Origin of the sequence: Gulosibacter sediminis (assembly GCF_030011715.1) — a bacterium.
In the GTDB taxonomy this organism is placed as follows: domain Bacteria; phylum Actinomycetota; class Actinomycetes; order Actinomycetales; family Microbacteriaceae; genus Gulosibacter; species Gulosibacter sediminis.
The window spans coordinates 1-17,258 of sequence record NZ_JASCYH010000014.1 but is presented as its reverse complement, the minus strand read 5'-3'; the positions used below and the strand labels follow the sequence as shown (position 1 = coordinate 17,258).

The 17,258-nt window shown below is 67.2% G+C and carries 19 protein-coding genes and 1 pseudogene; 7 read left to right on the top strand and 13 right to left on the bottom strand.

Annotated features, from left to right (window positions below):
* Nucleotides 1-2: 2 nt before the first annotated feature.
* Nucleotides 3-1,001, top strand: a complete 999-nt coding sequence (locus QM019_RS06495) for an ABC transporter ATP-binding protein (RefSeq protein WP_282852328.1) — start codon at nucleotides 3-5, stop codon at nucleotides 999-1,001.
* Here the strand turns inward: QM019_RS06495 and rlmB are convergent.
* Genes rlmB through QM019_RS06475 form a run of 4 tightly spaced genes read right to left on the bottom strand, consistent with a single transcriptional unit; the run spans nucleotide 998 to nucleotide 5,091 of the window.
* Nucleotides 998-1,969 (bottom strand): 23S rRNA (guanosine(2251)-2'-O)-methyltransferase RlmB, encoded by a 972-nt coding sequence (rlmB, locus tag QM019_RS06490; protein WP_282852327.1) that lies wholly within the window; start codon nucleotides 1,967-1,969, stop codon nucleotides 998-1,000. The genes QM019_RS06495 and rlmB overlap by 4 nt on opposite strands.
* A complete protein-coding gene (gene cysS, locus QM019_RS06485) occupies nucleotides 1,966-3,372 on the bottom strand; it encodes a cysteine--tRNA ligase (protein WP_282852326.1) in 1,407 nt (468 codons plus the stop codon). The genes rlmB and cysS overlap by 4 nt, the downstream gene beginning before the upstream one ends.
* A 5-nt stretch (nucleotides 3,373-3,377) precedes the next feature.
* Nucleotides 3,378-4,592 (bottom strand): 2-C-methyl-D-erythritol 4-phosphate cytidylyltransferase, encoded by a 1,215-nt coding sequence (gene ispD, locus QM019_RS06480; protein ID WP_282852363.1) that lies wholly within the window; start codon nucleotides 4,590-4,592, stop codon nucleotides 3,378-3,380.
* Nucleotides 4,593-4,608: 16 nt separating this feature from the next.
* Nucleotides 4,609-5,091 carry a CarD family transcriptional regulator gene (locus tag QM019_RS06475; protein ID WP_282826654.1) on the bottom strand — a complete coding sequence of 161 codons (483 nt, stop codon included), beginning with the start codon at nucleotides 5,089-5,091 and terminating at the stop codon, nucleotides 4,609-4,611.
* Nucleotides 5,092-5,253: 162 nt separating this feature from the next.
* Here QM019_RS06475 and QM019_RS06470 point away from each other — a divergent pair, with 162 nt between their 5' ends.
* Entirely contained in the window at nucleotides 5,254-5,793 is a 540-nt protein-coding gene (locus QM019_RS06470; protein ID WP_282852325.1) for a hypothetical protein, read from the top strand.
* 69 nt (nucleotides 5,794-5,862) lie between these two features.
* Here the strand turns inward: QM019_RS06470 and QM019_RS06465 are convergent, their stop codons facing one another.
* Complete coding sequence (locus QM019_RS06465) at nucleotides 5,863-6,546, bottom strand: response regulator transcription factor (RefSeq protein ID WP_249387464.1); 684 nt, start codon at nucleotides 6,544-6,546, stop codon at nucleotides 5,863-5,865.
* A 65-nt stretch (nucleotides 6,547-6,611) separates the two neighbouring features.
* Nucleotides 6,612-7,796, bottom strand: coding sequence for a sensor histidine kinase (locus QM019_RS06460; RefSeq protein WP_282852324.1), 1,185 nt, complete (start codon nucleotides 7,794-7,796; stop codon nucleotides 6,612-6,614).
* Nucleotides 7,797-7,976: 180 nt separating this feature from the next.
* Between QM019_RS06460 and phoU the strand changes: the two genes are divergently transcribed.
* The gene (gene phoU / locus QM019_RS06455) at nucleotides 7,977-8,636 is read left to right on the top strand and encodes a phosphate signaling complex protein PhoU (protein ID WP_282852323.1); all 660 of its coding nucleotides are present in this window, start codon (nucleotides 7,977-7,979) and stop codon (nucleotides 8,634-8,636) included.
* A gap of 70 nt (nucleotides 8,637-8,706) precedes the next feature.
* Here phoU and QM019_RS06450 read toward each other — a convergent pair whose 3' ends face one another.
* From QM019_RS06450 to QM019_RS06420, 7 genes are all read right to left on the bottom strand, one after another.
* Nucleotides 8,707-9,462: a phosphoglyceromutase gene (locus QM019_RS06450; RefSeq protein WP_282852322.1), complete on the bottom strand. Its 756-nt coding sequence runs from the start codon at nucleotides 9,460-9,462 to the stop codon at nucleotides 8,707-8,709.
* 18 nt (nucleotides 9,463-9,480) lie between these two features.
* Entirely contained in the window at nucleotides 9,481-10,098 is a 618-nt protein-coding gene (locus QM019_RS06445; protein WP_282852321.1) for a response regulator transcription factor, read from the bottom strand.
* On the bottom strand, nucleotides 10,095-11,192 hold the full coding sequence (locus QM019_RS06440) for a sensor histidine kinase (protein ID WP_282852319.1): 1,098 nt from the start codon (nucleotides 11,190-11,192) through the stop codon (nucleotides 10,095-10,097). Before QM019_RS06440 ends, QM019_RS06445 begins: the two co-directional genes overlap by 4 nt.
* Nucleotides 11,193-11,217: 25 nt before the next feature.
* Nucleotides 11,218-12,045 (bottom strand): ABC transporter permease, encoded by an 828-nt coding sequence (locus QM019_RS06435; RefSeq protein ID WP_282852318.1) that lies wholly within the window; start codon nucleotides 12,043-12,045, stop codon nucleotides 11,218-11,220.
* 9 nt (nucleotides 12,046-12,054) lie between these two features.
* Complete coding sequence (locus QM019_RS06430) at nucleotides 12,055-12,990, bottom strand: ABC transporter ATP-binding protein (protein ID WP_282852317.1); 936 nt, start codon at nucleotides 12,988-12,990, stop codon at nucleotides 12,055-12,057.
* A gap of 89 nt (nucleotides 12,991-13,079) precedes the next feature.
* Nucleotides 13,080-14,141, bottom strand: a complete 1,062-nt coding sequence (ygfZ, locus tag QM019_RS06425) for a CAF17-like 4Fe-4S cluster assembly/insertion protein YgfZ (protein WP_282852316.1) — start codon at nucleotides 14,139-14,141, stop codon at nucleotides 13,080-13,082.
* Nucleotides 14,138-14,761 (bottom strand): heme-binding beta-barrel domain-containing protein, encoded by a 624-nt coding sequence (locus tag QM019_RS06420; protein ID WP_282852315.1) that lies wholly within the window; start codon nucleotides 14,759-14,761, stop codon nucleotides 14,138-14,140. The genes ygfZ and QM019_RS06420 overlap by 4 nt, the downstream gene beginning before the upstream one ends.
* A 236-nt stretch (nucleotides 14,762-14,997) precedes the next feature.
* Between QM019_RS06420 and QM019_RS06415 the strand changes: the two genes are divergently transcribed.
* The 4 genes and pseudogenes from QM019_RS06415 to QM019_RS06400 form a co-directional block, all read left to right on the top strand.
* Nucleotides 14,998-15,579, top strand: a complete 582-nt coding sequence (locus QM019_RS06415; RefSeq protein WP_282852314.1) for a hypothetical protein — start codon at nucleotides 14,998-15,000, stop codon at nucleotides 15,577-15,579.
* A gap of 248 nt (nucleotides 15,580-15,827) precedes the next feature.
* Nucleotides 15,828-16,376: a hypothetical protein gene (locus QM019_RS06410; RefSeq protein WP_282852313.1), complete on the top strand. Its 549-nt coding sequence runs from the start codon at nucleotides 15,828-15,830 to the stop codon at nucleotides 16,374-16,376.
* A 272-nt stretch (nucleotides 16,377-16,648) separates the two neighbouring features.
* On the top strand, nucleotides 16,649-16,903 hold the full coding sequence (locus QM019_RS06405; RefSeq protein WP_282852312.1) for a hypothetical protein: 255 nt from the start codon (nucleotides 16,649-16,651) through the stop codon (nucleotides 16,901-16,903).
* A gap of 29 nt (nucleotides 16,904-16,932) precedes the next feature.
* Nucleotides 16,933-17,258, top strand: a pseudogene (locus QM019_RS06400) (M3 family metallopeptidase); the annotation flags it as partial.

Below are 17,258 nucleotides of genomic sequence, written 5' to 3'. Positions count from 1 at the left end.
GTATGGCCGCAGTTACCTTCGCGAGTGTCTCGCGCCGCTTCCCCGGCGCCACCCGAAATGCCGTTGACGATCTCAGCCTCGAGATTGCCGACGGCGAATTCTTGGTGTTGGTGGGTCCCTCAGGCTGCGGCAAGACGACGACCCTGCGGATGCTGGCGGGCCTCGACCCCGTCGACGCTGGCCAGATTCTGATCGGCGACGACGAGGTGACGAATGTCGCGCCGAAGGATCGCGACATCGCGATGGTGTTCCAGAACTACGCGCTCTACCCGCACCTCACGGTCGAACAGAACATGGGATTCGGCCTCAAGACGCGTGGCGTCTCGAAGGCCGAGCGCAACGAGAAGGTGCGCGAGGCGGCGAAGCTGCTCGACCTCGAACCTCTGCTGCACCGGCGCCCCTCCGAACTCTCGGGTGGCCAGCGCCAGCGCGTCGCCATGGGCCGCGCCATCGTGCGCGAGCCCCAGGTATTCCTCATGGACGAGCCGCTGTCGAACCTCGACGCGAAGCTGCGTGTGCAGACGCGCGCGCAGATCGCCTCACTGCAGCGCCGGCTCGGCACGACGACGGTCTACGTGACTCACGATCAGACCGAGGCGATGACGATGGGCACGCGCATCGCGGTGCTCAACGAGGGCAAGCTGCAACAGCTCGGCACGCCGCAGGAGCTTTATGACCGGCCCGTCAACGAGTTCGTCGCGAGCTTCATCGGCACGCCGGCGATGAACCTCTGGACCGAAAACGGTGAACGCGTCGGCATCCGCGCCGAGGATCTCCGTCTCACGAACGAGGGCGGAATCCTGGCGCGCGTCACGCTCGTCGAGGAACTCGGCTCCGACGGCTACCTGTTCTGCTCCGGCGAGATCGCGGGCGAAGAGATCCAACTCGTCGCGCGCGTTGACGGCCGCGATCACCCGCAGATCGGTGATGAGGTGCGCCTCGAGGCGAACCGGCAGCGCTTGCACCGGTTCCGCCTCGACGACGGCACTCGCCTCAACTAGAGCAATGCTTCCTTCGCCTCGGCGGCGGCCGCACGCAGCTTCGAAATCTCGTAGCAGGTGACGGAGGCGGCGATGCCCGCGTTGAGCGACTCGGTTGCCGCGTCGATCGGAATCGACACGATCGCGTCGCACTGCTCGGCGACAAGGCGCGAAAGTCCCTTGCCCTCCGAACCGACGACGACGAGCAGCGGCGAGGTCGCGAGGTCGAGTCCGGGAAGCTCGACGTCACCGTCGCCATCGAGGCCGATGACGAAAACGCCCTGCTGCTTGAGCGACTTGATCGTGTTCGTGAGGTTGCTCGCGAGCGCGACCGGCAGGCGCGCGGCCGCGCCCGCCGAGGTGCGCCACGCGGTCGCGGTCATACCTGCGGCCCGTCGCTGGGGAACGATGACACCGTGACCGCCGAATGCGGCGACCGAACGGATGATTGCACCGAGGTTCCGGGGGTCGGTGATGCCGTCCAGCGCCACGAACAGCGGCACATCGCCGCGCGAGATCACGCGCTCGGTGAGCTCGATCGGGTCGGAGTACTCGTACGGCGGCACCTTGAGCGCGACGCCCTGGTGTACGGCGTCGAACGGCACCATCCGGTCGAGCTCTTGGCGAGTCACCTCGAGCATGGGAATCTGTCGCTTCGCCGCGAGCTGAATGATCTCTTTAATACGGTCATCCACCTCGATGTTCTGCGCGACGTACACCGTCGTGGCAGGAATCTCGGCGCGCAGTGCCTCGACGGCCGCGTTGCGACCGGTCACCATCTCAGCGTCATTTTGTCCGCTCGACGACGCACGGCGCTGCCGCTGCTGCGGGCGCGCCTGGCGGTTCTTCGCGTCGGCGGCCTGCTTGCGCCGGCGGTCCTTCGCCCAGTGACGGTCCTCCGCGCGCGGCGTTGGACCCTTACCCTCGAGGGCCTTGCGGCCGAGGCCGCCGGTGCCCTTCGCGGGGCCCTTCTTCTGTGACTTGGTCATTCGTTCACGCTCCAGTGTGGTCCTTGCGGGCTGTCTTCAATCGTGATGCCGGCCGCGGCGAGTCCGTCGCGGATCCGGTCGGCGGCGGCCCAGTCTTTGACTGTGCGCGCCGCGGTGCGCTGTTCGAGTAGTTCGCCGACGAGCTTGTCAAGCACGGGCTCAAGCGACGCACCCGCGTTGTCCTGCGCCCATTCGTCGGCGAGCGGATCGAGGCCGAGGATGTCGAGCATCCCGCGCACGAGCGCCACCGACGCCCTCACTCCCTCGGTGTCCCCCGCCGAGACCCCGTTGTTGCCCTCGGAGACGGTGTCGAAGATGACGGCAAGCGCCTGCGGCACCGAGAAGTCGTCGCGCAAGTGCGCCTCGAATGCCTCCGGGAGCTCGGCCGCCGCGTCCACCTCCCCAACGAGGCGCGTCGCACGCTCGAGGAAGTTCTCGATGCGCGAGAACGCGGCCTCCGCCTCGTCGTAGGCGCTGTCACCCGCCTCGATCGTCGAGCGATAGTGGCCGGTGCCGAGCAGGTACCGCACGACGATGGGCCGGCGCGTGTGCACCAGCTCGGTCGCCGAGATGGTGTTGCCGACCGACTTCGACATCTTCGTGCCGCCGAGCGAGACGAGACCGTTGTGCAGCCAGTACTGCGCGAAGTCGTCGCCCGCGGCCTTCGACTGCGCGAGTTCGTTTTCGTGGTGAGGGAAGCGCAGGTCGCGGCCGCCGCCGTGAATGTCGAAGGCGGGGCCGAGATACTTCGTCGACATCGCCGAGCATTCGATGTGCCAGCCCGGGCGCCCCTCACCCCAGGGCGACGCCCACGCCGCAGAGGCGGGCTCGTCGGCCTTGCGCCCCTTCCAGAGCGCGAAGTCGGTCGCATTGCGCTTCGCGCGCGCGGGGCCGTCCGCGGCGTCGACCATGTCGGCCGGCCGCTGATGCGTGAGTTCGCCGTAGGCCGGCCAGCTCGCGGTGTCGAAGTAGACGTCGCCCGAGCCGTCGTTCGCGGCGTAGGCGTGGCCCCGCTCGATGAGGCGGGAGATGAGCTCCTGTATTTCAGGAATCACCCCCGTCGCGCGGGGTTCGTACGTCGGCGGCAGGATGCGCAGCGCGCCATAGACTTCGCCGAACTCGCGCTCGACGCGGTACGCCAGTGCCCACCAGGGTTCCTCCGGCGTCGCGTTCGCGAGCGTCTTGTCGTCGATGTCGGTCACGTTACGCACGAGGGTCACGCGGTACCCCTCGTGCGTGAACCAACGGCGAATCTGGTCATAGATGAGCGCCGAGCGCAGGTGCCCGAGATGGGGTCCCGACTGCACCGTCGGGCCGCAGACGTACAGCGATACCTCGCCCGGGCGGAGCGGAGCAAAGTCGACGAGCGATTGCAGTCGAGTGTCGTAAAGGCGCTGAGTCACGCCCTCTATCTTAGGTTCTCGTTGTCGAGCAGCGCCGTGGCGATCGCGAACACGCCGCCGTCGGTCGTGCGGGCCATGAATCCAAGCCCATCGCTCGTCGTCGCGCTCACCGAAATCGGTGCACCAAGCACCTCACTGAGGAACGCCGAGGCCTCCTCGGCGCGGCGGCCGAACCGGGGACGGCGGCAGATGACCTGCACGCTCGCGTTGAGGATGCGCCACCCGGCCGACTCGAGCAGCTCACGGGTCGCGCGCAGGAAGACCTCGCCGTGCGCGTTCGCGAAGCGCGGGTCGTCGGTGCCGAAGGTGCTGCCGATGTCGCCGAGGCGAGCAGCGCCGAGCAGTGCATCGACGAGCGCGTGACTCGCCGCGTCGCCGTCGCTGTGGCCGGAGAGGCCAGGCTCCCCCGGGAAATGCAGCCCGGCGAGCCAACATGGCGAATGGTCGTCGTAGGCATGAATGTCGGTGCCGACGCCAACGCGCAGTTCGACCGCGACCCCCGCTCGGCGCGCGAGTTCGCGTTCGGCGCGCGCCAGGTCGTGCGGCGTCGTGATCTTGAAGGCGTCCTCGTGACCGGGAATGATCTCGACCCGGCCGCCCGCGGCGGCAAATGTTGCCGCGTCGTCGGTGTCGGCGACGCTCCCCCGCTCGTAGGCGCGACGCAGCGCCTCCGCGGGAAAGCCCTGCGGCGTCTGCATCGCGCGCAGCGGTGCGCGATCAACGGTCTCGAGCACGAGTCCGGCGCCATCGACGCGTTTGATCGTGTCGACGACCGGCAGGCCGGGCACGGCGCCGTGGCCGGTGGCCCGCACCGCACCAGCGACGCGCTCGTGCAGTTCGCCGGGCGTCAAGGCACGGGCCGCGTCGTGCACAAGAATGACGTCGCAGTCGTCAGGCAGCTGCGCGACGGCCGCCTGCACCGAGTCGTAGCGCGTCGCGCCACCTTCAACGACGGCGGCGCTGACGAGTCGGTCGCTGCCGATTCGCCCGGCGAGCCCCGCGAGCAGCCCCTGAGCGTAACCACCGCGCTCGGCATCTGCCGGCGGGGTGGCAATCGCGACGGCCACGCGGCCGGGGAGCGCGTCGAGGGCGCGAACCGTGTGCGCGAGCATGGGCTCACCGGCGAGCTCCACGAAGGCCTTCGGCACCCCAAAACCAAGGCGGGTGCCACTGCCCGCCGCCACAATTACGACGCCGGTACAGGGCACCCCCAGGTGCATAGTTGTCACCGCGGAACTAGGCCGCGAGCACCTTGTCGAGGTGCTCGTTTGCCGCACCCTCGTCAATTTCTTCGGCGAGCGCGAGCTCGCTCACGAGCACCTGTCGCGCCTTCGCGAGCATGCGCTTCTCGCCGGCCGACAGGCCCTTGTCTTGGTCGCGGCGCCACAGGTCGCGCACGACCTCCGACACCTTGAGCACGTCACCCGACGCGAGCTTCTCCTGGTTCGACTTGTAGCGTCGCGACCAGTTCGTGGGCTCCTCGGTGATCGGCGCCTGGAGGACGTCGAAGACCTCCTGGAGGCCACGCTCATCGATAACGTCGCGCACGCCGACAAGTTCGACGTTCTCAGCCGGCACCTCGATCGTCAGGTCGCCCTGCGAAACGTTGAGCTTCAAATAGGTCCGCTCTTCACCCTTGATGATGCGAGTCTTGACTTCTTCGATCGTTGCCGCGCCGTGGTGCGGGTAAACGACGGTCTCGCCGACCTCAAGATTCATAGATGGGCCCCTTTCTCCAACGCCCCATTCTATCACGGAGGAGTGCTAGTATTCCGCGCCGCCGCCGCGGTGCACGGTGTAGCCCCTACAATCCGCTAGGCTTGGCACAGCTTTATTGGGCGAACCGGGAACGGTTCGCAACCACACCGGGAGGCCCCTGCCGTGAAGATCCGTGCCGTCGCCGCATCCGCCCTGGCTCTTGCGCTTGCTGCAGGCCTGACCGGCTGCAACATGTTCAGCCCGCAGCGCACGACCATGGAGTACGCGGCGAGCGATGGCGTCAACATCGACCTCGGCGACGTGCACGCGCGCAACGTGCTGCTGCTCACCAACGACGCTGGCACGGAGGCGAACCTCGTCTTCACCGCAGTCAATACCACCTCCGAGGACGCCCAGCTCACCCTCGACATCGAGGGCACGACGGTGAACGTCCCCCTCACCTACACTCCGGGCCAGCAGCTCACCGACGTCGGCTTCGGCGACCAGGGCCAGCAGCTCGTGCAGGGTGACTTCACCACCGGGACGACGGTCGAGGTGACCTTCCAGGCTTCCTACACCGACTCCGACGGCGCTCGCCAGACGGTCGAAGCGACTCACGCGGTGCCCGTGCTCGGCGACGACGACGCTGCTTCGGTGCACGAGGAATACCAGACGCTCCTGCCGCAGCAGTCGACCGACGCCGAGAACGCACCGGTCGGCTAAGACCACGCAGCCAAAGAGGGAGGGCCCCAAGCGATCGCTTGGGGCCCTCCCTCTTTGCGTGTGGCGCGCCTAGCCCTCGAAGCGGTAGCCGAGCCCTCGCACGGTCACGAGCAGCTTCGGCGACGACGGGGTCACCTCGATGCGCGAGCGGATGCGCTTGATGTGCACATCGAGCGTCTTCGTGTCGCCGTAGTAGTCGGGTCCCCACACGCGGTCGATGAGTTGACTGCGCGTGAGCACGCGCCCCGCGTTGCGCATGAGGTACTCGAGCAACTCGAACTCCTTGAGCGGCATCTGCGTCAGGTTGCCGCGCACGAGCACGGTGTGGCGATCGATGTCCATGCGGATGTCACCGACCTGGACGATGCTCTCGTCTTCGTCCTCCGAGTCGACCTCGCTGCGGCGCAGCACAGCGCGCACGCGGGCGAGCAGCTCGCGCGTCGAGTATGGCTTCGTGACGTAGTCGTCGGCACCGAGTTCGAGGCCGACGATGATGTCGACTTCGGAGTCCTTCGCCGTGAGCATGATGATCGGCACGGTCGAGGTGGCGCGGATGCGCTTGCACACCTCGGTCCCCGGCATCTCGGGCAGCATGAGGTCCAGCAGGATGAGGTCGGCCCCGTCGCGCTCAAACTGTTCGACCGCGTCGGTGCCGGTTTCGGCGATCGCGGTCTCGTAGCCCTCCCGCTTGAGGAGGAATGCGAGCGGTTCGTTCAGGGATGACTCGTCTTCGACGATCAGGATTCGTGTCACGTCTCCATTGTGCATACGGCGGGGAAACGTTTCGTGAACCTGCAGGCGTGCTGCATGTTTGGGTGTTAAGACGTGACCTTGTTGGGCAAGCGGATGCTCTCGGTCGTCTCGTCGCGGCCTGAGCGGCGCGCATCCGCCGATTGCAGGCGCACCGTAAACGTCGAGCCCGAACCGAGCTTCGACCACACACGAATCTCACCGCCGTGGTTTTCGATGATGTGCCGCACGATGCTGAGACCGAGCCCGGTGCCGCCGGTGTTGCGCGAACGCGCGGCGTCAACCCGGTAGAACCGCTCGAAGATGCGTTTCTGGTCGTCCTCCGAGATGCCGATTCCACGGTCGGCCACCGAGACCTCGATGACGTCGCCGAGTCGGCGCGCGCCGACGCCGATATGCGAGCCGACCGGTGAGTACGTGATCGCATTCGTGATGAGGTTCTGGAAGCACATGAGCAACAGTCGCTCGTCGCCCCACACGACGAGCCCCTCGGTGATCTTCGCGTGCACCCGAATGTCTTTGCGCTCGGCGTTGACGCGCGCGAGCTCGATGGCCTGTTCGACGATGTCGGACACCTCGACGTCGTCGGCCTCTTCGAGCGTGTCCATCGCCTGCAGCCTCGAGAGGTCGATGAGTTCGCGTGTGAGGCGCGCGAGCCGTTCCGCTTCGAGCAGCATGCGGTCCGAGAAGTACTGCACCTGGTCGTGATCGTCGGCCGCCTCCTTCACCGCTTCAGCGAGGAGCGTGACCGCGCCGATCGGCGTCTTGAGTTCGTGTGACACGTTCGCGACGAAGTCGCGCCGCGTGGCCTCGACGCGCAGCGACTCGGTGATGTCGGTGGCGAGAATCAGCACATAGCGGGGCTCGAGCAGTGCCGCGCGGACGCGATAGGTCAGTTCGACCGAGCCGAACGGGCCGCGAGGCACCCGCACGACTTCTTCGACGGCGTTGCCGGTCTGCCAGGCCCGCGACGCGATGTCGTGAATGTCGGTCGTCAGCCGGCCAGGTCGCGAGACGAGGCCCGAAGTGTAGGCATTGTCCGAGGCCCGAACGACGTTGTGCGAGGGGTCGGCGACGATCGCGGTCTGCGGCAGCGCCCGCAGCACCTCCTCAACACCTTGGGGCACGTGTGGGTTCCGCAGCGCGGCGACCTCAGCCCGATTTCGTCGCGCGAGAAAGACCACCGAGGTGCCGACGATGCCGATGACAACGCCCGTCAGGATCGCGAGGAAGAAAATCAAGCCGGGACTCACAACGCTTAAGCATAGGAGCCGTCGGTTGTCACTGCCCTGGGTTCGGCAATCACCGGTTTGGCGCGTGCTGTTCACCGCCACGTCACCGGCAGCCACTAGCGTGGAGAACCAAACCCGAGTTCATCGGCCCTTCTTTTTGGCATAAGCCCACTAAGTTCCACTTCCATCGAAGGACAGATCATGCGTGAAATTTTCCAGCAGGAGCTCGCCCAGGTGCAGGGCGGCCTCGTCAACATTGCCAACCACGTGCAGTCGGCCATGACTCGTGCCCTCGCCTCGTTCGCGCACTCCGACGTCGCCGTGGCTGACGAGGTCATCGGTGATGACCTCAAGATCGACGAGCAGACGGCTCAGCTTGACGACCTCACTCTCGAGATCCTGCTCATGCAAGCGCCGGTCGCAAACGACCTTCGCTTCATCGTCTCGACGATGCGCATGAGTGGGTCGCTCGAGCGCATGGGCGACCTCGCCGCGCACATCGCGCAGCTCGCCCGCATGCGCTACCCCGAGGAGTCGGGCGCCTCGCAGGTGCGTCAGCACCTCCTCGAGATGGGTGCGCTCGACGTTGCGCAGGCCGAGCGTCTCGTGCGACTCTTCGAGAGCGAAGAGCCCCACCTCATCGACGAGATCGTTGCGGCTGACGACGAAATCGACGCGAAGCACAAGCAGGTGCTCGACACCCTCGGCGAGCTCGAGCAGGACGGCAACCAGGAGGCCTCGCCGACCCAGGTCGTCGACGCGACCCTCGCGAACCGCTACCTCGAGCGCTTCTCCGACCACGCCGTGTCGATTGCGAAGCGCATCCGCTACCAGCAGGAGGGCACCGAGCAGGAAGCCTAGGCCCGCTCGACGCCACAACGAAGAACGGCCCGTCTCCAATCGGAGACGGGCCGTTCTTTATTGGCGTTCGCTACTTCTGGGCGCCCTGGTTTGCGACGGCTGCGGCACCCGCGGCGGCTGCCTCGGGGTCGAGGTAGGCGGCCGGGGCGACGGGCTGCAGCGTCTCGGGGTCGAGCTGATAGACGAGCGGAATGCCCGTGGGGATGTTCAGCCCGGCGATCTCGTCGTCCGAGATACCGTCGAGGTGCTTCACGAGCGCGCGCAGCGAGTTGCCGTGCGCTGCGACGAGTACGGTCTTGCCAGCCTTGAGGTCACCGGTGATGTCGGACTCCCAGAAGGGCAGGAGTCGCTCGAGCACGTCCTTGAGGCACTCGGTGCGCGGAGCATCGTCACCGAGGGCGGCGTAGCGGCGGTCGCCGATCTGCGAGAACTCGTTGTCGTCGGCAATGGCGGGCGGCGGCGTGTCATACGAGCGGCGCCAGGTCATGAACTGCTCCTCGCCGAACTCGTCGCGCACCTGCGCCTTGTTCTTGCCTTGCAGCGCGCCGTAGTGGCGCTCGTTGAGGCGCCAGTCGCGCTTCACCGGAATCCAGTTGAACCCGGCCTCCTTCAGCGCGATGTTCGCGGTCTCGATGGCGCGCGTGAGCAGCGAGGTGTAAAGGATGTCGGGTGCGAGCTCGGCGTCGCGGATCAGCTCGCCGGCGCGCTTGGCCTCCGCGCGACCCTGGTCCGTGAGGTCGACGTCGACCCAACCGGTGAAGAGATTCTTTTCGTTCCAGTCACTCTGACCGTGGCGGACGAGGATGAGCGTGAGCGGTGCGTTCATGACTTCAGCGTAGCGAGGTCACGTGTCCAATAACCATCCGCGATCCCGAGCAATCCGCGCGGCCTCGGCACGGTTGCCGGCGCCGGTCTTGCCGATGGCCGCCGAGAGGTGATTTCGCACGGTGCCTGCCGAAAGATGCACCCGCGCGGCAACCTCGCGCACGCTCGCCCCGTCGGCCGCGGCGGCGAGCACCTCGGCCTCACGCGGGCTGAACGGGCTCTCCCCCACACCCATCGACTCGGCCGCGAGCACGGGGTCGACGACGCGGCGCCCCGCGGCGACCTCGCGGATCGTCTTCGCGAGTTGCTCGGCCGGAGTGTCCTTCACAACGAAGCCCCGTGCCCCCGCGGCCATGGCGCGGCGAAGGTAGCCCGGGCGGCCGAACGTCGTGACGATGAGGGCGCGGCACGCCGAGCCCGAGTTCGTGAGCTCGGCCGCGACGTCAATGCCGTTGCGTCCGGGCATCTCGATGTCGAGCAGGGCCACGTCGACGTTGTGCTCGGCCACGAGCGCGGCAACCTCGTCGCCCCGCCCTGTCTGCGCAACGATCTCGAGGTCCTCCTCGAGCCCGAGCAGGGCGGCGAGGGCACCTCGAATGAGGTCCTGGTCGTCGGCAATAAGGATGCGGATGCTCATGACTCGTACTCCACGATGAGTTGGGTGCCAGGGCGCTCGAGCGCCGCGTTCGTGGGTCGCAGGCGCAGGGTGGCCCCAGCCTCCTCGATGCGGCGACGCAGCCCGGTCAGCCCGTGGCCCTCCTCTGCGCAGATGCCGCGGCCGTCGTCGGCGACCTCGAGGCGGTCCGGCTCGAGGGTGATCGTCACGTTCGCGGCCTGCGCGTGGCGCACGACGTTCGTGGTGCCCTCTCGCAGGGCCCAGGCGAACATGGCGCGGCGCGGCGCGGGCACCCGCTCGCTCGCGCCGCGCACCTCGACGTGAACCTCGGCGGCCTCGAGCACCTCGCGCGCCGCGGCGAGCTGCGACGCCAGGTCGGGCGTGCTCATGCGCCCCACGACACCACGCACCTCCTCGAGCGAACACTGCGTGAGCTGCAAGAGCTCTTCGAGCTCGGCCTCGGCGCGGTCCGGTTCGGTGCGCAGAAAGCGACTCGCCACCTGTGCCTTGAGCGACACCGCCGTGAGCGAGTGGCCGAGCAGGTCGTGCACATCGCGCGAGATCTCCTCGCGTTCACGTGCCGTCGCGAGCTCGGTCGCGAGCGACTCCTCGCGCGCCGCGCGCTCGTTGAAGAAGCGGAAGAAGCAGATGAACAGGAGCGCCATGGTCGGGCCGATCCAGACGCTCGCCATGTCGGGGCCGAGGTAGAGCCAGATGAACCCCATCGACACGAACCACCACACCGCCGCCGCGAACATCGCGAGGCCCATCGGCAGTGCCCACATCCACAGCGCCGCGAGGAACGGCATCATCGCGGTCGCGTTGGGGCCAAGCGAGGGCACCGTGATCGCGATGCAGCCGAGCAGCAGCACCGTGCCGATGCTCGCCAAGCCGAGGTTGGGGCGAGCACCGGCAACGATCGACGGCATGTCACGGGCGATCATGCACCGGAAGACCACGATGTAGATCACCGCGAACGCGGCAATGGCGACGTAGGCCCCGACGTCCCACCACACGCCGGCGTCTGAATAGAGCGCGACGAACAGCACCGGGAGGAGCAGGAATACCAGCCACACCCCGGCGTAGAGATCTTCGTATCGCAGGATTCGCTTCACAGTGCCATCAGCCTAGAGGCTGGAGTCAGCGGCGGCTCGTGCCGCGGCGCGCCCCGAGTACGGCTAGCCCGGCGAAGATGACGCCCCACACCACGACGTTGGTGATCGGCTGCCAGACCTCGTACTGCGTGAGGTTGTCGGTGCTGAGCACCGTGCCCTCCTGCAGCGGCCACAGGGCGAGCTGCATGACGCCCCAAACCGGGGTGAAGGGCGAGAGGTCGAAGAGGAAGCCCGACAGCGGCATGAACGCGTTGCCGAGGAACATGAAGATCACGATCATGCCGCTCGCGGCGCCCACCGCCGTCTCGCTGCGGAACAGCGTGCCGATCGCGAGCCCGTAGAGCGAGAACACGACAGCCGGCACGAGCACGAGCACGCCACACGCGACCCAGATCCAACCGTCGAGGCGGGCCGTGGTCAGGGCACCGGCGAGGAAGATGACGCCGACCGGCAGCAGCGCGAGCACCATCGCCACGATCGTCTTCGAGACGAGGAAGTGCGTGCCGCGGAACGGGGTGATGCCGAGCTGGCGGCCCCAGCCCTGCTGCAGCTCAATCGCAGCCGAGCCGGCCAGCCCTGCGGTGGCGGTGATCGCACCGTACGACGCGAACGACACCATGATCGACGCCGACACGTTGCCGTTGCCGTTCGGGAGTTCGGTCGTCGAATACTCCTGCATGGCGCCGAAGATGAAGAAGAGCATGAGCGGCAGGCCGACCATGAACACGAGGTTCGAAACCTGGCGGAGCTGACGCACGAGCTCGATGCGCACATAGGTGCCGATCATGTTGGTGCCAGAAACCTTGGTGGCGTTGCGGGGTGTGGATGCGGGGGCGGCGGCAGTTGCAGACATCTCTGGCTCCTACTTGGTCGTGGCTGGCGTGCGGTCGGTCGATGTGAGGGCGCTGAAGGCGTCGTCGAGGCTGGCCGCGACGATTTCGAGGTCGGATGCGGTGGTCTCGGTGAGGAGGTAGCGGGCTGTCGCGTCGGCATCGCCCGATTCAAAGGTGACGCGCTCGCCAGTGCGGCGAAGGACCCGCTCGGCGCCCGCGACCCCCGCGAGCTCCTCGTCGCGCGCATCCGCCCACCTGGCCGACACGTGCTTGCGGCCCGCGAGGGCGCGGATTTCGGAGACGCTGCCGTCGGCGACGATCTCGCCGCCCGCCATCATGACGATGCGCTGGGCGAACTCGTCGGCCTCCTGCAGGTAGTGCGTCGCGAAGATGATGGTGCGGCCCTCGAGCGCCTCTTTGCGCATGGTGCCCCAGAACTCGCGGCGGGCGTTGACGTCCATGCCCGCGGTCGGCTCGTCGAGAATGAGCAGTTCGGGCTCCGAGAGCAGCGAGAGCGCGAAGCGCAGCCGCTGCTGCTCGCCGCCGGAGCACTTCGAGACCATGCGATTCGCGAGCCGTTCGAGGCCGGTGCGACGCATCACCTCGTCCACGTCGAGGTGGTGGCGGTACGTGCTCGCGATGAGCTTCACGGTCTCGCCGACCTTGAGGTCGCGCAGCAGGCCGCCGGTCTGCAGCACGGCCGAGATGCGGCCGCCTGCGACCGCGTGCTCGGCGGTGTCACCAAGCACACGCACCTCGCCCGAGGTGGGCGGGGTGAGGCCCAGCACCATGTCGAGCGTCGTGGTCTTGCCGGCGCCGTTCGCACCGAGAAGCGCGACGATCTCGCCGCGTTGAATGGAGAGGTCGATGCCTCGGACGGCGCGGACCGTTTCGGTGCCTACGCGGAAGGATTTCGTGACGCCCGTGAGTTGCAGTGCGGTGCCGGAGCTGCGTTCGGTGTTCATGCCACCAGCATGCGTCGCAGGCCAACGCCCAGGCTCGCTGAAGCGTCACGACTTCGCCGTGACATTCGTCACAGCGTGCGCGGGCTTGATTAGCGGCCGCGGAAGGCGCTGAGGTCGACCGTGCTGCCGGCGCCCTGTGGCACGATCACTGTCTGTGCCGCCGCGATGCGCGCGTCGTCGCCGTCGGCGACCTCGAGCTGCGCGTCGACGTCGGTGCCGCGTTTCACGATCGCGAGCGCGATGGGGCCGTCTTCGAAGTGGTTCGCGCACGACGTCACCCTGCCGATGGGCTTGTCGTTGCCGGGCACGTACACGAGGGCGTCCGGCTGGGCAAGCGTGCCGTCGAGGTCGAGCTGCACGAGGCGCCGCGGCGGGTGGCCGAGGTTGTGCACCTTCGCGACCGTCTCTTGACCGCGGTAGCAGCCCTTCGTCAGGTGCACGGCGCTGCGCAGCAGGTCGAGTTCGTGCGGCAGCACGCGATCGTCGAACTCGCGGCCCTCGCGCGGTCGCCACGCGGCGATGCGGAGGGTCTCAAGCGCGTCGACGCCGGCGACCTGCTCGGCCTGCGCGGCGGCGCGGTAGGCGTCGGCCTCGAGCAGGTGCAGTTGCAGGGTGAAGGCGGTGCCGGGGTGGGTGCCGGTCGCGGCGTAGGTCACGCCGCCGATCGCTCCCTGCGCCCACGGGTCGCGCCACACGAGGGTGGCCCCGAGGTCGCGGTCGGCCAGTGTTCCGACGGGGAAGATGTCGTCGCTGCGGTCGAGCACCTCGACGCGCATCATGAACCGCATCTTCGTGAACCACGCGGCCAGGTCGGCGGCCGCGGCCGCCTCGGTGATGAGCCAGGCGCTGCTGCCGTCGTCGAGCATCCCAAACTCGTGCTCGATGCGGCCCTGCACCGAGAGGAGCAGGTCGTCGGCACTCACGCCGTCAGCGAGATTGACGACGTGCTGGCTGGTGAGCGAGTTGATCCAGGTGAGGCGGTCGGCGCCGCGCACCTCGACGACGCCGAGGTGGCCGAGGTCGACGATGGCGTCGCCCGCCGCGAGCGCGCGCTGCTCAGGTAGCGGCTGACCGTAATGGGCTGCGACACCGACGTCGGGGCCGGACTCGACGGCGACCGCGCCGGGGCGATCGAGGAAGGGGGAGGTCACGATTGGTCCGATTCGTTTGAAACTCGGCTGAGCTGGCCGGACGCGTGGCTCGCGAGTTCCTGCCCGAGTGCCGCGATGTCCCACGCCCAGAACAGCATGTTGTTGACGAGCCCATACATGCGCGTCGCGGACTCGTAGGCGTGCGCGCCCTCGGCGAGCTGCACCGAGTTCGTTGCGAGGTCGATGCGCGGGCCGGTGATGGTGCCGGTGTAGATCTCGGTGAGGCCGGTCGGATGCGCCAGGGTCACCTCGAGGTCGAACCCGCCGGTCGCGTTGCGCAGCGCCTCGACGTCATCAACACCCTGAACGGGTGCAACTCCGGAGGGCGGCAGAATGCCCGGACCGACGTCGCCGTCGGTGCGCGGGCGCGCGAGCCGCCAGTATCCGGACTCCGCGGTGAGCGGCGTCTCGTCGCCCGACTCGTCGTCAAGCAGCCACAGCTGCGAGCGGTACTCGAGGAACGGCAGCTCGCGGTGCGTGAATTCGAGTTGCTGGCGGAACGCGTGTTCGCGGAGTTGCTCGTCGACCGAGTATTCGATCATGCCGGTGCCCTCCCAGGTGCCAATCACCCAGGCCAGCGGAACCAGTTCGGGTTGCAGCCCGACCGGAATCTCGATCATGTGGTTTAGCTCTGGCCCTTGAAGAGGCGGCGGAGCACGACGACGCTGACGCCCAGGATGCCGATAACCGCAGCGCTGAGCAGACCCAGGAAGAGAATCTCGAAGAACATTTCCATGGCCCTAGCCTATCCGGTGTTTCGCCCGCCGCGCGACGATCGCGCGCCTGTGGATAAGTCGGATACGCGATTGCCAAAGTTTCGTACCCTCAGCGGGTTGCTTCATTTTGAGGAGGGCGGATGCGCACACCAGGTTCACGCAGCGAAGGCCGGCACGCCATCGCGTTGGTCGCGGCCGCAGCGCTGCTCGCGCTGAGCGGATGCGCCGGCAGCGGCGACGCGGCCCCGACCGGCTCCGCCTCGGCAACAACCTCGGGGGCTGACCCGACGCCCGCGCCTACCGAACTCACCGAGTCGGAGGCCCTCGACATCGCGGTTGCGACCTACGAAGAGTTTCTTTACGCAGAACGCGACGTACTTGCTTCGGGCGGCGTCGAGACGGAAGCGTTTGAGTTGCTGACGACAGAGAACATGGAGGGCTACCTCAATGACCTCGTGGAGGTAGCGACATCTGACGAACTCACTGTTGAGGGTGACCTCTCTGTCGTGCACGCAGATATACAGCAATACAAAAACAACGAAATCAGCGTGTATGTGTGCATCGACCTTGGCGATAGCCAGGTCTATGACGGCACGGGCGCTGAGTATGGCGAGGAACGCTCCGGAGTTATTCAACCTGCAGAGGTTCGCATTGTGAATTTGACCGATACCCCGCAGATAGATGCACAGAAGCTATGGCCAGAACTCGATCTCTGTCAGTAACGCTACTCTTCGGAGTTCTCGCAAGCCTGATCGCTCCCCAGGGTGCAGTCGCAGCATCCAGCTGTGATTCGTCGTCTCCTTGGTTAACCACTTGCGCAGACAGTGACGGGGCGTCGGTGGATGTTTCGATCGACTATTCGCAGGGCGGCGGGGGCTCGGGCGGGTCGGGAGGCGGCTCCGGTGGTGGCGGGTCCGGTGGCTCTGGTGGCTCGGGTGGTGGCACGTCATACGTGCCGGACGGTCCGTGCGTGAACGGCACCGCCGAGGAGCGTTGCCTGGACGGCCTCGACTTCGGCGACCCTGCCCCGGTCGACACCAACACATCGGGCCCGGCACCGCTGCCCGACGTCATCCAGGTCACCGATCTCGCGAACGTCGCCCCGTCGCAGGCACAGCTCTTCATGGAGCCGAATGGCTGGGCGATCCTCGGCCAGCCGGTGAACTTCTGGACCACCGCATCCACCCACTCGGTCGGCGCGACCGTGCTCGGGCACCAGGTCACTGTCACCTTCACACCCGTCTCGACCACGTACGACTACGGCGACGGTACCTCGCAGACGCTCGAGACGCCCGGCTCGTCGTGGGCCGATCAGGGGCTCCCCGAACTCAGCGACACCCACACGAGCCACCGCTATAACAGGCAGGACGCCGTCACCGTCGTCGCAACGATCAACTATTCGGCCACCGTCACCGCCGACGGCCGCACGATCACGGTCAACGGAACCGTCCAGAACCTCACCGGCACGCTCGCATTCGACCTCTACGAGTCCGACACGTACCTCTCCACGAACCCGTGACGGCGCACCACCCGATCGGCGCAGGAAATGAGTGAACCGGGTGGCGGCGTTCCCCCTGAACACCACCACCCGGCGATTCCCTCCCCAGGGTCCCGGCAAGAAATACCGGGAGTGCCACGCAGAGCGCGGCACAAATTCAATCTAAGAGGAACACCGTCCAGACACCATCACCCGCTTCGCCTATCCTCATGTACAACTCACTGATGACTTCTGCGACGCAGGCCAAGTTGTCACCCGAGCACGTTCGTTTTCGTCGCCGAATCGGAGGCAGCATGCAGATCGGCACCCGCTGGTCGGTCGGTTCGCCCGCGCCGAGCAGCATCCCGGCCCCGGTGGCCGAGGCCTGCTCGGAGCTCGAGTCGGACGGCGACTTCGCCGGCGACTGGACCCTCACCTGGCTCGAGGGGCGCGCGATCGCGACCCACGCATCCGGGCTCCGCGTGCTCGAACGCGAGGATGGCACCGCCGCCACACTCGCGCCCGGCGAGACCGAGCTCGACCTCGACGACGACGACTGGCTCGGTTAACCCAGACGGCGACGCGTAGGGTGAGGCGCATGACTGCTGCGCTGTCGTCCGAGAATCCGTTCGCCGCCCCTTCCCCGCTCCCCTACGAGCTTCCCGACTTTGAGCGCATTTTGCCCGAGCACTTCGCTCCGGCAATTGAGCAGGGTTTCCGCGACCGCGAGGCCGCGATCGACGCCATCGCGAGCAACCCCGAGCCCGCCACCTTCGCGAACACGCTCGAGGCGCTCGAGGCCTCGGGCGAACTACTCTGGCGCGTGGGTTCGGTGCTGTTCGCCCTCGCGTCGTCCGACGCCACACCCGAGATCGAGGCGCTCGAAGAGGAGTACGCCCCCAAGTTCGCCGCACATGAAGACCG

Bases quoted from the DNA above. Each gene is read 5' to 3' on its own strand.
- QM019_RS06495 (WP_282852328.1), top strand. From the start codon at position 3: ATGGCCGCAGTTACCTTCGCGAGTGTCTCGCGCCGCTTCCCCGGCGCC.
- rlmB (WP_282852327.1), bottom strand. From the start codon at position 1,969: ATGACCAAGTCACAGAAGAAGGGCCCCGCGAAGGGCACCGGCGGCCTC.
- ispD (WP_282852363.1), bottom strand. From the start codon at position 4,592: ATGCACCTGGGGGTGCCCTGTACCGGCGTCGTAATTGTGGCGGCGGGC.
- QM019_RS06475 (WP_282826654.1), bottom strand. From the start codon at position 5,091: ATGAATCTTGAGGTCGGCGAGACCGTCGTTTACCCGCACCACGGCGCG.
- phoU (WP_282852323.1), top strand. From the start codon at position 7,977: ATGCGTGAAATTTTCCAGCAGGAGCTCGCCCAGGTGCAGGGCGGCCTC.
- QM019_RS06450 (WP_282852322.1), bottom strand. From the start codon at position 9,462: ATGAACGCACCGCTCACGCTCATCCTCGTCCGCCACGGTCAGAGTGAC.
- QM019_RS06445 (WP_282852321.1), bottom strand. From the start codon at position 10,098: ATGAGCATCCGCATCCTTATTGCCGACGACCAGGACCTCATTCGAGGT.
- QM019_RS06435 (WP_282852318.1), bottom strand. From the start codon at position 12,045: ATGTCTGCAACTGCCGCCGCCCCCGCATCCACACCCCGCAACGCCACC.
- QM019_RS06430 (WP_282852317.1), bottom strand. From the start codon at position 12,990: ATGAACACCGAACGCAGCTCCGGCACCGCACTGCAACTCACGGGCGTC.
- QM019_RS06420 (WP_282852315.1), bottom strand. From the start codon at position 14,761: ATGATCGAGATTCCGGTCGGGCTGCAACCCGAACTGGTTCCGCTGGCC.
- QM019_RS06415 (WP_282852314.1), top strand. From the start codon at position 14,998: ATGCGCACACCAGGTTCACGCAGCGAAGGCCGGCACGCCATCGCGTTG.
- QM019_RS06405 (WP_282852312.1), top strand. From the start codon at position 16,649: ATGCAGATCGGCACCCGCTGGTCGGTCGGTTCGCCCGCGCCGAGCAGC.